General features: G+C 65.0%; 12 protein-coding genes. 5 read left to right on the forward strand and 7 right to left on the reverse strand.

The genetic code is table 11. The features are described from left to right. The first annotated feature begins 54 nt into the window (after positions 1 to 54). The 3 genes from ACYG9Y_RS00955 to ACYG9Y_RS00965 all read left to right on the forward strand — a co-directional run bounded on the left by ACYG9Y_RS00955 (position 55) and on the right by ACYG9Y_RS00965 (position 2,323). Entirely contained in the window at positions 55 to 414 is a 360-nt protein-coding gene (locus ACYG9Y_RS00955) for a hypothetical protein (protein ID WP_023737563.1), read from the forward strand. Positions 415 to 517: 103 nt separating this feature from the next. Then, positions 518 to 1,393 carry an alpha-1,2-fucosyltransferase gene (locus ACYG9Y_RS00960; protein WP_023698639.1) on the forward strand — a complete coding sequence of 292 codons (876 nt, stop codon included), beginning with the start codon at positions 518 to 520 and terminating at the stop codon, positions 1,391 to 1,393. A 42-nt stretch (positions 1,394 to 1,435) separates the two neighbouring features. Further along, complete coding sequence (locus ACYG9Y_RS00965; protein WP_156929732.1) at positions 1,436 to 2,323, forward strand: glycosyltransferase family protein; 888 nt, start codon at positions 1,436 to 1,438, stop codon at positions 2,321 to 2,323. On the opposite strand, the gene ACYG9Y_RS00970 is transcribed toward ACYG9Y_RS00965, so the two are convergent. Together ACYG9Y_RS00970 and ACYG9Y_RS00975 are read right to left on the reverse strand one after the other, a co-directional pair. Next, a complete protein-coding gene (locus ACYG9Y_RS00970; protein WP_023737565.1) occupies positions 2,289 to 3,500 on the reverse strand; it encodes a cytochrome P450 in 1,212 nt (403 codons plus the stop codon). The genes ACYG9Y_RS00965 and ACYG9Y_RS00970 overlap by 35 nt on opposite strands. Positions 3,501 to 3,513: 13 nt before the next feature. Further along, positions 3,514 to 4,182 carry a hypothetical protein gene (locus ACYG9Y_RS00975; RefSeq protein WP_031202403.1) on the reverse strand — a complete coding sequence of 223 codons (669 nt, stop codon included), beginning with the start codon at positions 4,180 to 4,182 and terminating at the stop codon, positions 3,514 to 3,516. A 198-nt stretch (positions 4,183 to 4,380) separates the two neighbouring features. Here ACYG9Y_RS00975 and ACYG9Y_RS00980 point away from each other — a divergent pair, with 198 nt between their 5' ends. After that, positions 4,381 to 5,373 (forward strand): hypothetical protein, encoded by a 993-nt coding sequence (locus ACYG9Y_RS00980; protein ID WP_023737566.1) that lies wholly within the window; start codon positions 4,381 to 4,383, stop codon positions 5,371 to 5,373. Between the two features lie 161 nt (positions 5,374 to 5,534). Continuing rightward, the gene (locus ACYG9Y_RS00985) at positions 5,535 to 5,975 is read left to right on the forward strand and encodes a lipid-binding SYLF domain-containing protein (RefSeq protein WP_023737567.1); all 441 of its coding nucleotides are present in this window, start codon (positions 5,535 to 5,537) and stop codon (positions 5,973 to 5,975) included. 95 nt (positions 5,976 to 6,070) lie between these two features. Here the strand turns inward: ACYG9Y_RS00985 and ACYG9Y_RS00990 are convergent, their stop codons facing one another. The 5 genes from ACYG9Y_RS00990 to ACYG9Y_RS01010 form a co-directional block, all read right to left on the reverse strand. Beyond that, complete coding sequence (locus tag ACYG9Y_RS00990) at positions 6,071 to 7,051, reverse strand: ABC transporter permease (RefSeq protein WP_023737568.1); 981 nt, start codon at positions 7,049 to 7,051, stop codon at positions 6,071 to 6,073. Between the two features lie 262 nt (positions 7,052 to 7,313). Then, positions 7,314 to 8,285 (reverse strand): ABC transporter permease, encoded by a 972-nt coding sequence (locus ACYG9Y_RS00995; RefSeq protein WP_023737569.1) that lies wholly within the window; start codon positions 8,283 to 8,285, stop codon positions 7,314 to 7,316. After that, positions 8,282 to 9,832, reverse strand: a complete 1,551-nt coding sequence (locus ACYG9Y_RS01000) for a sugar ABC transporter ATP-binding protein (protein ID WP_023737570.1) — start codon at positions 9,830 to 9,832, stop codon at positions 8,282 to 8,284. The genes ACYG9Y_RS00995 and ACYG9Y_RS01000 overlap by 4 nt, the downstream gene beginning before the upstream one ends. A 266-nt stretch (positions 9,833 to 10,098) precedes the next feature. Beyond that, positions 10,099 to 11,133 (reverse strand): ABC transporter substrate-binding protein, encoded by a 1,035-nt coding sequence (locus ACYG9Y_RS01005; protein ID WP_023683115.1) that lies wholly within the window; start codon positions 11,131 to 11,133, stop codon positions 10,099 to 10,101. A 78-nt stretch (positions 11,134 to 11,211) separates the two neighbouring features. Beyond that, complete coding sequence (locus ACYG9Y_RS01010; RefSeq protein ID WP_023737571.1) at positions 11,212 to 12,126, reverse strand: sugar phosphate isomerase/epimerase family protein; 915 nt, start codon at positions 12,124 to 12,126, stop codon at positions 11,212 to 11,214. Between the last annotated feature and the right edge of the window lie 7 nt (positions 12,127 to 12,133).

Below are 12,133 nucleotides of genomic sequence, written 5' to 3' on the forward strand. Positions count from 1 at the left end.
TTTTCCCGCTGGAATCGTCTTGTAGTCGCGTCCTACATTAGGAGGGGCTTGCGGATGAGAATTGCAACGGTCGTCGCGTTGACTGCGACAGTGGCAGGGTGCGTATCGTCTCCGGTCCAGTATGGAGCCTCGCTCTCGACCCAAGACCCGAAATGGGCAACGCCGGAATGCCAGCAGGCCCGCACGGATGCCTTGAATTACGACCAACGCGAGAAGGAGCATCCAGGATGGGCCGCCGGCGTCGTGCTTGGGCCTTACAGCATGGGGCTCGTTGCGGCCATCAAGGAGCATGAGCAGAAGCGGCGCCGGCTGCTCGCACGCGAGGTGCATTTGCAGTGCTCAAGCCTGCCCTTGCCGAGGGATCTGGACTTCGATCCAAAGATCTACGCGCCAAAGCCGACGCATTATCCCTGAGGGTGGCTTGACGGCGGCGATCATGATGCGCCCTTGGCCAGAGGCCAGTCGACCGGCCCGCGCAGCTCGGGTAACAATGACCGTCTTTGGCGAAAGGGGTCCAATGCGGCAAGTGCCCATCGTGATGCAGCCGTTTGGCGGCATGGCGAACAAGATGTTCCAGTACATGTTTTGCCATGTGCTGGCGAAGCGTATCCCCGGTGGCTATGTCTGCGACGCCGACCTGCCGGAATGGTCCATTGCCAGGGTGCGGCCGCCTTTGTTGTGGAAATACCGGCTGCTTCGGGTCGACGGCTATCACCGCTACGACCTCGACGGGATCATAGCCGCGTTCCGCGACAGGCGGGCGCGGAGCATCCGCTTCAAGGGCTTTGCGCAGCGGCTGGGTTATTATGACCGGGACGAGGTCTCCGGGCTTTTCGACGGGCGTGCCGTCGCCGCGCCGACCCATGGCGACGATTTCCTCGTCATCCATGTGCGGGCCGGCGACATCCTCGACGGCTTCCACCGCAACTATTGCCCGATGCCATTCGGCTTCTTCGAGACGCTCATCAAGGATAGCGGCCGCAAGCCGGTCTTCGTCGGCCAGACCCATGAGGACAACGATTATTGCCGGCGCCTGCGTCAGCGTTTTCCCGATGCTGTCTTCGCGCCGAAGGCGTCGCCATTGACCGATTTCGAGACGCTGCGCCGGGCGAGCCATCTCGTCACGGGGGTGAGCAGCTTCTCCTGGCTGGCCGGTTGGTTGTCTTCGGCGCGGACGATCCATCTGCCGGTGGCCGGCATATTCGACCGGTGCATCAGGCCGGATATCGACCTGCTGCCCCTTGACGACCCACGCTATCGGTTCCACCAGTTCGACATGGGCGACTGGACGGGCTCTTCGGAGCAGCTTGCGGCATTTTATGGCGATGCGATCCCGTTCCGGCAGGTCGAGCCTCAAGCAGCAGCGGGTGGCGCGGGGAAAGCGTTGCGATGAGAAATTCCGTTTTCCGTCAACAGGCCGGTGATCTGCGCGATCATGAAGCTGGAGCAGCCCTATGTGATCGAGTGGGTCGCCTGGCACAAGCTGCATGGCTTCGACCTGATGATCGCCGACAACTGCAGCGCCGGCCCGCAGTCGGCGGTGCTCCAGGCGTTGCGCGATGCCGGCTGGATCCGGCTCGTCGACTGGCGGCACGACACGGTGCTGCCGCAGCGGCGGGCCTATTCCTATCTTTACTGGCAGGCATTGCTCCACGGCTATCGCTATCTGGGCTTCATGGACGCCGACGAGTTCCTCGAGCCGCTCGACGGGCCGCCCTGGAGCGGAGCGGAACTGGTCCGCTCGCTTTTGAGCCGCCCAGGCGTGCGCAGCGTCGCCTTTCGCTGGGTGAATTTCGGCAGCGACGGCAAAGAGGCCTATGACGACGAACTGGTGACGGTGCGGTTTCAAAGGCGCGGCACGCATGACGCCCCGACCGCGCGCTGGAAGAAGTCGTTTGCCCGCGTGTCCTCGGTGCTGCGCAAGGCGCTGCGGGATCCCGGGCAGTTCATGCCGCACCCGCACGGTTTCCGCATCTCGCTGCGCAGGACGCTGGTCGACGGCATGACGCTCGACAAGCACCCGGCGGCCATGCCGATGGAATGGAAGATCGGCTGGATCCGCCACTATGCCGTGAAATCGAGGCAGGAACTGGCCGACAAGCATGCCCGCGGCGGCGGCTTCACGCCGTCGAGCGAGGCGCCGTCGCTGGACGAGTACCGGGTATCGAGAGATCAGAACGATATTCTCGATCCGCTCGACGATGCGACGGTGGGCGCCTTGCGGGCAAAGGTTTCGGAAATCGTCAGGTCGCTCGACCCGGCGGTCATCGCCCAGACGCGGCCGCTTTTCACGCAGCGGGGTCGAGGATCAGCGGCGCGGTAGCCATGCCGTGAAACGACATCGTGGCGCGGCGCTCGGCATTTGCGGCATCGAGCCGCCATCCGGGCGCACGGGTGAACAGGGCTTCTATCATCGCCGCGATCTCGATACGGGCGACATGTTGCCCGAGGCAGACATGCAGGCCGGTGCCGAAGGTCATCGACATGGCTGGCGGGCGCGTGAGGTCCAGCCGGTCGCCATCGGCGAAGACGGCATCGTCGCGATTGCCGCTGCCGAGCACCGGCACGACCGCTTCGCCAGCCGCAATCCTGACGTCGCCGAGGTCGATGTCCTGCGCCGCGATGCGGGCGACGGCGTATTGCACCGAGGCGCCATAGCGCAGCAGTTCGGCCGCCGCGCTGCTCCAGTCGACAGCGCCGCGCTCGAGCAGCGCGCGCTGTTCGGGAAAGCGATCCAGCGCAACAATTGCGTTGCCGAGAGCGTCGACGACAGTCTCCTGTCCGGCAAACAGCATGAAGACGATGTTGGCCACCATGTCCCCGCGCGACCAGCGGCCTTGCGCAACCTCCCGCACCATGCCGGCAACCATTCCGTCCGGCCGGTAGGCCTGTCGAGCCAGCCGCTCCTCGACAAAAGCCTGGCATTCGCGATAGGCCTCGGCGCTTGCTGCCGGCGGCTGCGCTCTTCGCAGGTCGAATGCGCTGGCCATGCGGCGGGTCACCGATTTCAACGCCCAAGGGTCCTCGATCTCGATGCCGAGGATTTCCTGCAGCAGCCAGAAGGACACCGGCACGGCGAGCCCGGCGACGGCGTCGACGCGGCCATCCGCCAGCGCACGCTCGACCAGCTCGTGGCTCAGCGCGCGAAGACCTTGCGTCAGAGCTTCGATGGCCGGCCGTGAGAAAAAGCCAGCGACCGGCCGGCGCAAGGCGCCATGCTGAGGCGGATCGGCGAGCAGCACCGAGCGGCTGAGCAGAGCCATGGGCGCATGGTCGACGAGCTTGCGGCGGACCTCTTCATATGTACCCGGCGGCGCCTGAAGAAGAGCGGGATGCTTCAGCGCGCCCGACACCAGCTCATGGCTGAACACATAATGCGCGTCGGCCAGCTCGGGATAGGGCGCGACGCCGCGCGCAATGCCGCCGGCGGCGCGCATGCGGGCGAAATGCGGAAACGGGTCGTCGCCGAGCGCGAACGGATCGAAATGCGGAGCTGTCATGACGGCTCGAATCTCATGCCTTGAGATTCTTGGCTGAAATGACCCTGAAGCCGCCTGACGTGGCGTCCTGCGGGAAGAAGTCCGGCATGACGTAGAGGAACTCGCATCCGTAGACGCGGTAGTGCATGCGCAGCAGCGGATCGCGGATGATCTCTTCCAGCGGCGGTCTTGTGCCGGTCTGGTTCCAGCGGTCGATGGTGGCGCGGAACCGCGCATCGGCCTTGACATGATCATACTCTTCGCCCGAGGAGCCGGCATAGGACGAGCAGCGGCCATCGCCGATCAGCCAGCTGGCGCCCAGGCGGCGGCCGTGGCTCTCCATCTCCTTCAAGAGCCGCACCGCCGTGTTGGAGCCGCGATGGCTCGGCCGGACGCAGAGATTGTAGGCGTAAAGTGCGTAAACCGGCTCGCTGCGCGGCAGCGATGCATAGGCATCAAAATTCCTGGGGAAATCGGCGCGCACCAGCGGATCCTGGCTGGTCTCGGTAAAGCAGATGGTGCCAGCAAGCAGATCGCCATCGATCGCGCCGAACATGGTGTGTCCGAGTGCCAGCCGGTGGCGGATGGTCGTTTCGCTCGCCTGCAGCGGTGCGGCCCAGGCGGCAGCCTCAAGCTCCATCAGCAAAGGGATGTCTTCCAGGTCTAACCGGCGGATGGGTATCGCAACATCGTCTAAATTCATGTGTCGGCTGCCTCGACTTCTAACGCGTTGATGGCGCATGGCAGTTTCTTGCCAATGCGGTTTGCAGCTTCACGGAAACGTCAACCTGTTCTATCTCCTGTTTGACGCATGCCGGATCGAGAACCATTTCACGGCTTTCACAAGCCTGTCTAATTATCATGGTTCCCCTTTGCAATTACATACGGACAACGGAAACGCATGATATTTTACGTCGCGCACCGGGAGCACGCCTACACGCAGGCGGTGGTGCTTCTGTATCACCGGACTGACCTGGAGGCGTGGTTCCGGCTGGTGCGCTACGAGGATGCCGGGCTGCTGCGCGGCGTTCGCGCCGGGGTGGTCATCTGGTCCGACATGGACCGGCTGACATCGGACGAATTGAGCCGCGCGGCCGGCATCAGCGCCGAACTGGCTGACAACACCGGCCTGACGCAGCTCAATCACCCGACCGCCAGCCTGCAGCGCTTCGACCTGCTGCGCCTGCTTCATGCCGACGGCAGCAACGCTTTTCGTGTGTTCAGGCCGGACGAGCTGGAAGAGGCGATACGCTATCCCGTTTTCATCCGCGACGAGACGGGCGCACTCTACAGGGAGCCGCCGCTGCTGCACGACCGGCCGGCGCTGGACGCCGCGATCGCCCGGCTGGACGGTAGCGATCTGGTGCGGCCGATGGTGGTGGAGATGATCGGCACCCCCGGAATGGACGGTTATTTCAGGAAGTACGCGGCGTTTCGGGTCGGCGATACGATCTACGGCCAGCATTGCGCCATGTCGAAATCGTGGTTCGTCAAGAATTCGCCCGAGCAATTGCTGCAGGCGCATATCGAAGAAATCAGGACCTATGTCGATACGAATCCTGACGCCAATGCGGTCATGCAGGTCTTCGAAAAAGCCCGCATGCAGTATGGCCGCATCGACTACACTTTCGTGGACGGCAGGCTTGTAGTGTTCGAGATCAACAGCAACCCCACCGTGCTCAGCGACCCGCCGACGCCGTTCGCCATCTATGACCCCAAGCCCTTTGCCGATCTTCAGGCCGACGCGCTGCTCGCGCTGCCGCAGGCAGCCGAGGCGGACTCGCTGGCTGCAATCGACACCGCCCACCGGTCGGCGCTGGCCAAGTTGCGGCGCCATTACCAGATGAGGCGGTTGAAGTTAACGCTGCGAAAAGTGCTCAGGAAGAGGAAATAGCCGCCGCCTCCTCCGCAACCCGAAAGTACACCACGTCACGTTTCGTCGGATCTTGTCACAGCCTGCCTGGAACCAAATCACGGGCTAGATTGTTCAAGTTGGTTACGACGCCGACGCCGCCTGCCGGTTGGGCAAGCGGCGCACTTGAGGAGCTCCCCATCATGACCATCTCATCCAGCTTTCGTTCGCTCGCGGTTGCGGCAATAGCCACCGTTGCTGTCAGCGCTGCCAGCGCCGCGCATGCCGATAGCGGCACGATCCGCTTTGCCGTCTACAAGGCGGCCTTCTTCGTCGGCGGTTCCGGCGGCGAGGGGACGCTGACCTTCCACGGCCGCTCCTATCCCATCACGATCGGCGGCGTTTCGGGCGGCTTCGCTTTCGGCGTTTCCAAGACCTACTTCAAGGGCACCGTGCGGCACATCCGCAGGGTGCGGGATGCGACCGGGGTTTATGGCGCGGCCGGCGGTGGCGGCGCGCTCGGCAAGGGGGCGCAGGTGATCGTCATGACCAATGACAAGGGCGCCACGCTCGAGCTTACGGGCCGGCAGGTGGGGCTGCAGGTGAATGCGGATTTGAGCGGGTTGGCGATTTCGTTGAAGTAAGGGGCGTTGCGTCTGGGTGGGCAAGGTCGTCCAGGATGATGGCAATCGCGTAGGGCGGTCCCCACTCCGTCTCGGCTGGCGCTGGCCTCGGCCCCCTACCTCTCCTCCACAATCCGCAGATACGCCGCCGTCACGAACAGCACGATCAGCCCGAACAAGATCCGCCGTGCCCCCTCCGGCATCTGCAGGATGGTCAGCAGTGTTGTCAGCACGGTCAGGATCAGGGCGCCGATGATGCTGCCGGTGTAGCCGCCGCGGCCGCCGAAGATAGAGGTGCCGCCGATGACGGCGGCGGCGACCGAGGGCAGCACCAGCGGTTCGGCGAGCGACAGCGAGGGGGCCTTGATCAGGCCGATATAGAGCAGGCCGGTGATGCCGGCGAGCACGCTGGAGGTGACGTAGAGCGCGGTGATGACCTGCCAGTATTGCACGCCCGACAGGCGGGTCGCGCGCTCATTGTCGCCGACGGCGTAGAGCAGGCGGCCGAAGCCGGTGCGGGCGAGCGTGAAGACGATGAGGGCGGCGAGCGGCACGAACAGCAGCAGCGCGTTGGGGAAGCCCCATGTCACGCCGGTGCCGAGCCAAGCCAGGAAGTCGGGGATTTTTGCGCCCGACGCGATCACCGTGCGCTGGTAGACCTGCAGGCAGCCGGTGCCGATCAGGCTGGTGCCCAGCGTCATGATCAGCGGGTGGACGCGGAAGACGCCGACGCCAATGCCATTGACGAGGCCGATCAGCACCGCCGGCATCATCGCCAGGAGGAACGCCACCGCCGGGTCCTGGTTGACCACTTGCGTGGCCATGATGAAGGCGCTCATCGTCGCCACCGTGCCGACCGACAGGTCGATGCCGCCGGTCAGCATGGTCATGGTCTGGCATCCCGCCAGGATCGCCAGCGGTATGGCGAATTTAATAGTGTTGGCGATCCAGCGCTCGTTGACGATGCCGGGGCGCAGGATCTGCAGGATTATAACCAGGATGGCGAGCAGGACGATCAGCGGGATGAGCGGGCGATCGGCCATGAAGCGCTTTATGCGGCGGGCGAAGGGGACCGGGGTGATGGCGGTGGTGCTCATGGGGCGGCTCTTGCTCGCGATGAGGTTTGCAAGGTGCGGCAAGTTGGCGAGGACAGTGCTCTACGGCGCCCCCCTCTGGCCTGCCGGCCATCTCCCCCACTTGTGGGGAGATTGGCAGCTTCAGCGCCTCGCTCATTCTTGCAAGGTTGGAGATTGGCGAAGGTCGTCGCGACATCCAATCTCCCCCCTTGTGGGGGAGATGTCCGGCAGGACAGAGGGGGGCGCGAAGGAACGCCGACGTCTCTCTGCGACAGCCCTCCCATCATTGCCGCCCCCGCATCGTGATAAACGCGCCGAACATCACCACCGCCACCATGATCAGCCCCTCGATGATGGCGGTGACATTCGGGTCGATGGCAAGCAGCGTCAAATCCGTGCGCACCAGGCGCAACACGAAGACGGCGACGATCGGGCCGAGCAGGCCGCCCTTGCCGCCGCCGAGCGCGACGCCGCCCAGCACCACGGCGGCGACGCTGGCGAGCAGATAGGGGCCGGGGATGGGGGCGCCGATGCCGGTGCTCATGGTCAGCGCCAGGCCGCCAAAGGCGGCGAACAGGCCGGACAGCGCATAGGCGATGATGCGAGTGCGCTTGACCGGCACGCCGGAGCGGAACGCCGCCAGTTCGCTAGAGCCGATGGAGTAGATGGAGAGGCCGAGGCGCGAGCGCCTCAGTGGTATCCAGATGACGCAGAGGCACACGATCAGCACCAGCAGCGCCTTGGGCAGCCAGGCGTCTATGGCGTCGGGCAGGCCGGGGATCGGTACGGTGCCAGAGATCAGCGCCTTCAGCCATTCGGCGATGCCGCCGCCCGGCGCGTCGAGTACCAGCAGGGCTGCACCCTGCAGCACGAACAGCATGGCCAGCGTCACGACAATGTCGGGCACGCGGGTGACGACGATGAGCAGGCCGTTGAGTGCGCCGAGCACGAAACCCATGGCCAGCACGAAGGGCACCACGAACAGCGCGTATTCCTCGCTCGCGCCATTCATCATCGACGCCGCGGTGACGCTGGTCAGCGCCATCATGGCGGCGACCGACAGGTCAATGCCGCCGGCGATGACGACGACGGTCTGCGCGGCGACTGCGAAGGCATAGGGCAGAACGGCTCGGGCGAGCGAGCCGAAATCATTGCTGCCATAGGCCGGCTGGATGATCCTGGTGGCGATGAACAGGACGATGAGCAGGGCGAACAGGCCGACGACCCAGGCTTGGCGGCGCAGGAAATGGCTCATGGCGCGGCCTCCGGCGAAGCCGAAGTGTTCGCGGTCGGATCAGCCAATATGCCGATATCGGCCTTGGCGCCGCGCGGCAGGCCGTAGGCGGCGCGCATCAGCGCCGGCTCGTCGGCCTCCTCGACCGGAAAAATGTCGACCATGCGGCCGCCGAAGATGACGATGACGCGGTCGCAGACGCGCTGCACCTCCTCCAGCTCCGAGGTGTAGAACAGCACCGACTTGCCGTTGCCGGCGAGTTCGCGCAGCAGCTTGTAGATCTCCTGCTTGGTGCCGACATCGATGCCGCGCGTCGGGTCGAAGCACAGGATGGTGCGGGCATCCGCCGCGATCCAGCGGGCGATGGTCACCTTCTGCTGATTGCCCCCGGACAGGCGCTGCACTTCGCCCTGGGCGCGGGTGTCGATCTGCAGCCGCTCGATGGCGCTGAGCACGGTCGCGCGTTCGCGGCGCATGTTGATCGGACCCCAGTTGCGCAAGGCAGCGCTGAAAGGCAGCGCGATGTTTTCGCGCACCGAGCGCTGCATGGCGAGCGCTTCCGAGCGGTCCCCCGGCACATAGGCAATGCCGGCGCGGATGGCGTCGATCGGATGCGAGAATTTCACCGGCTGGCCATCGACTTCGATCGTGCCGCCGGAGGGCCGGATCGAGCCGGCAAGGGCGGCGAACAACTCGTCCTGGCCCTGGCCTTCGAGCGCGACGACGCCGGCGACTTCGCCGTCGGCGAGATCGAAGGAGACATCGCTGAGCTTGGCGCCGACGCGCAGGTTTCGCACCGAAATGCGCGGCCGGGTGGTCGCGGGCGCGGCCTTCTCGGCAGCGCTGCGGGCCGCGACATGGGTTTTGACGATGCGGGTGCCGAGCATCAGCTCGACGATCTTTTCTTCCACGCCCGGCACGATGTCGACGACACCGACGGTCTCGCCGTCGCGCAGCACGGTGGCGCGGTCGCACAGTGCGGAGATTTCGACGAAGCGGTGCGAGATGAAGATCACGGCGCGACCGGCATCGCCCTGGCGGCGCACCACTTCCAGCACTTTTTCGGCGAGGTTGGCGGGCAGGGCCGCCGTCATCTCGTCGAGCAGCAGCACGTCCGGCTCGACGGCGAGCGCCCGCGCCAGGTCGAGCACGCGCAGCACGGCCAGCGGAATGTCGCGCGCGGTGTCGCGCAGATCGAGGTCGGTGATGCCGAGCTCGCGCACCCAGGCGCGGAACGGCTCGACCGGCGTGCCGGTGAGCCTGAGATTGGAGAGAACGTCGAGATCGGGGATTAGCGACGGCTCCTGGTAGACCGGCAGCAGCCCGGCGCGGCGCGCGGCGGCGGGCGAGCGAATGTCGCGCGCTTCGCCACGGATCAGGATGCGGCCGGAGTTCGCCGGAATGGCGCCGGTCAGGATCTTCACCAGCGTCGACTTGCCGGCGCCGTTGGCGCCCATCAGCGCGTGGACCTCGCCAGGCAGCACGGAGAGCGACGCGTTGCGAAGCGCTGCAACCGCGCCGTAGTTCTTGGCGACGCCGGTGGCGTCGAGGAGGGGGCTGGTGGTCAAATCGATGTCCGCTCAGAAATTCTCTTGCTGGCACTCTACGGCGCCCCCCTCTGTCCTGCCGGACATCTCCCCCACTTGGGGGGAGATTGGCAGTTCCGGCGCCGCCCCTCGTCTTGCGACGTAGAAAATTTGCGAAAGCCGAGATGACAGCCAATCTCCCCACCTGTGGGGGAGATGTCCGGCAGGACAGAGGGGGCGCCGTAGAGCGCTAGTCTGTGTGACGAGGACGGCCGTTCGCCGTCCTCGCCAGTTCATTCAAACCAGGCTTACTCCCCCGGCCCCTTGCAGGCCACGATCTGGTCCTTCGTGTAGGTCGTCCACTCCGGGATCGAGATCGAGACCGGCCATTCCGGGCTGAGCGACGGGTCGGCGGCTGCCTTCAGCTTGGCCTTGCCTTCGTCGGTGGCGTTGTCCCACAGCTGCGGGTCGACCAGCACGGTCTGCTGCGCCGGCTTCTTGCCGTCGAGGATCTGCAGCGCCAGCGTCACGCCCGCGCCGCCGATCGAGCCGGGGTTGGTGACGGCTGCACCGACGAGACCTTTCACCGAGCTCAGCTGGCCGACGAAGCCGGCATTGTCGGCGCCGACCACCGGCACCAGCGGCGCCTGCGATTCGACCAGCGCGTCGACGATGACGTTGTCGATGCCCGACGTCCACACGCCGTTGAACGGCGTGCCGGTGGCCAGGAACGACAGCATCTGCTGCTTGGCCTGATCCTGCTGCCAGCCGGTGAAGACTTCCTGCGCCACCTTCACGCCGGGGTTTTCGGCCAGCGCCTTCTTGAAGCCTTTGTCGCGATCGCTATCGGCCGAGGCGCCGGCGGCGCCGCGCATGTAGAACACTTCGCCCTTGCCGCCCATCTGCTGGAACAGCCATTTGGCGCCGAGATAGGCATACTGTTCCTGGTTGTTGGAGATGATGTAGGCCGACGGTTCGGTCACCGCCTGGTCGACGGCAACGACGACGATGCCGGCCTTGGTGGCTTCTTCCAGGCCCGCCTTGATGCCCGCGGGATCAGCGGGGTTGACGACGATGGCGTCGACCTTGGCGCTGATCAGATTGCGGATGTCTTCGAGCTGGCCGGCGGCATCGGTGTTGCGGTGGGCGATGTTGAGCTTCGTCACTTCGCCCGAAGCCAGCGCCTGCGCCTTCATGGCGCAGACCATTTCCTCGCGCCAGCCATTGCCCTGCACGGTGTTGGAAATGCCGATCGTATATTTGGCTTCGGCCGACGACACGCCCATCGATGCCAGCAAGGCAGCGCCCGCAAGCAACGGGACCATGGTCAGTATTTTCTTCATGTCAGTACTCCTCCACATTGTTGTTTTTCGTCTCAGGGTCAGACCCTTCGGCAGGATCGGACCAAGTCATTCACCTCGTCATTTGACGAAGGGGCGCAGCACGTCGCGGGCGAGCAGGAAGCCCCGCTTCACCGCATCGTCGTTGCCTTCAAACCGCCTGTCCTCATGTTCGATGATGACCGAGCCGTCATAGCCGGCGCGGTAGAGGCCGGAGAAGAAGCCGCTCCAGTCGACATCGCCCAATCCCGGCATGCGCGGCACCTGCCAGCCTATCCCGGCGGAAAGAATCCCGCGCTCATACAAACCATCATGATCGATCATCAAATCCTTGGCGTGGACATGCAGCATGTAGGGGCCGAACTCCTTGATGAAGCGGCCCTGGTCGATCATCTGCCAGACCAGATGCGAGGGGTCGAAATTCATGCCGACCTCGCCGCCCCAGGCCTCGAGGATGCGCCGCCAGATGTAGGGCGAATAGGCGATGTTGTGCCCGCCCGGCCACTCGTCATAACTGAAGATCATCGGGCAGTTCTCGAAGGCGAGTTTTACCCCGTGGCCGCGCGCATAGGCGACGGTCTCGGGCCAGACTTTCAGCGCGTCCTGCCAGTTGACGTCCACGGTCTTCGAGGCATCGCCGCCGCAGAAGGTGTTGACCACCGGCACGCCCATATTGGCGGCCAGCACGATGACCTTCTTCAGATGCCCGATGACGGCCTCGCGATGGGCAGGGTCCGGATGCAACGGGTTGGGATAGTAGCCGAGGCCAGAGACCGTGAGTTTCTTCTCTGCCAGCGATGCGGCAATCTCCTTGGCCTGCGCAGGCGAGGTGGAGGCGGCGTCGATATGACTGGTGCCGGCATAGCGTCGCGTCGCGCCGGAGGTTTTCGGCCAGCAGGCGATTTCCAGCGCCTCGAAGCCAACCGAGCTTGCCCAGCCGGCGACCTCGCCAAGCGGCGTCTCCGCAAAAGGTGCTGTTAGCACTCCTAGTTTCATTCTGCCT

It is taken from the genome of Mesorhizobium sp. W050 (genome assembly GCF_054719535.1).

Excerpts from the sequence above, each read along its gene's own strand:
- ACYG9Y_RS00985 (WP_023737567.1), top strand. The coding sequence starts at position 5,535 with ATGACCATCTCATCCAGCTTTCGTTCGCTCGCGGTTGCGGCAATAGCC.
- ACYG9Y_RS00955 (WP_023737563.1), top strand. The coding sequence starts at position 55 with ATGAGAATTGCAACGGTCGTCGCGTTGACTGCGACAGTGGCAGGGTGC.
- ACYG9Y_RS01010 (WP_023737571.1), bottom strand. The coding sequence starts at position 12,126 with ATGAAACTAGGAGTGCTAACAGCACCTTTTGCGGAGACGCCGCTTGGC.
- ACYG9Y_RS00970 (WP_023737565.1), bottom strand. The coding sequence starts at position 3,500 with ATGACAGCTCCGCATTTCGATCCGTTCGCGCTCGGCGACGACCCGTTT.
- ACYG9Y_RS00965 (WP_156929732.1), top strand. The coding sequence starts at position 1,436 with ATGAAGCTGGAGCAGCCCTATGTGATCGAGTGGGTCGCCTGGCACAAG.
- ACYG9Y_RS00960 (WP_023698639.1), top strand. The coding sequence starts at position 518 with ATGCGGCAAGTGCCCATCGTGATGCAGCCGTTTGGCGGCATGGCGAAC.
- ACYG9Y_RS00995 (WP_023737569.1), bottom strand. The coding sequence starts at position 8,285 with ATGAGCCATTTCCTGCGCCGCCAAGCCTGGGTCGTCGGCCTGTTCGCC.
- ACYG9Y_RS00980 (WP_023737566.1), top strand. The coding sequence starts at position 4,381 with ATGATATTTTACGTCGCGCACCGGGAGCACGCCTACACGCAGGCGGTG.
- ACYG9Y_RS01005 (WP_023683115.1), bottom strand. The coding sequence starts at position 11,133 with ATGAAGAAAATACTGACCATGGTCCCGTTGCTTGCGGGCGCTGCCTTG.
- ACYG9Y_RS00975 (WP_031202403.1), bottom strand. The coding sequence starts at position 4,182 with ATGAATTTAGACGATGTTGCGATACCCATCCGCCGGTTAGACCTGGAA.
- ACYG9Y_RS00990 (WP_023737568.1), bottom strand. The coding sequence starts at position 7,051 with ATGAGCACCACCGCCATCACCCCGGTCCCCTTCGCCCGCCGCATAAAG.